The sequence below is a fragment of the Psychrobacter sp. 1U2 genome, assembly GCF_051847575.1.
Window position 1 is genome coordinate 1 of the sequence record NZ_JBPYDC010001533.1, and the last position, 580, is coordinate 580.

Consider the following 580-nt stretch of genomic DNA (forward strand, 5'->3'; position numbering starts at 1 on the left):
TCAGCTGATTCGTTTGCATATAGTACCAGCATAAACTATCCTACGCAGTGGCTTGGTCACAGTACATCTCAGGTAACTACAGAGGCATTAAGCCGACAACAGATTGATAAGATAATCACATACGATCGCAAAACTTTAGAGATAGCGCTACGTTTTGATGCTTTACCATAAAAACGATACCGATACGGCCAATACCTATTATCAACATCGTAGTATAATGATATTTCACGTTTTCACTATTGAACCATGAGTAAAATACCACCATACTTAATGACCTAGTCATACTAATCATTCATGTATGCAAATTTTTATCGTGTTTATTTTCTATCCTCATTTTTACTTGTTTTAGATTGCTTTTTACCTAGGAAGTTATATGCCCAACTGGCCGCCAGACCCTAACAAACGTCCTGATAATTTAGAAAATCAGCCGGTACCATTGCAACAAACATCGCCTAATCAGCCAAATGGACAAGAATGGCGTCTTATTGAAAAAACTTTATTAGCCAGTGTAGAAGAGCAGCGCCGTTCAAGGCGTTGGAGCATCTTTTTTAAGCTACTTACCTTTGGTTATATCTTGTTA

General features: G+C 37.6%; 1 pseudogene. It reads left to right on the forward strand.

Going from position 1 to position 580, the window contains the following annotated elements:
* Positions 1–373 precede the first annotated feature (373 nt).
* Positions 374–580 (forward strand): annotated as a pseudogene (locus ACS8FD_RS23035) (S49 family peptidase); the annotation flags it as partial.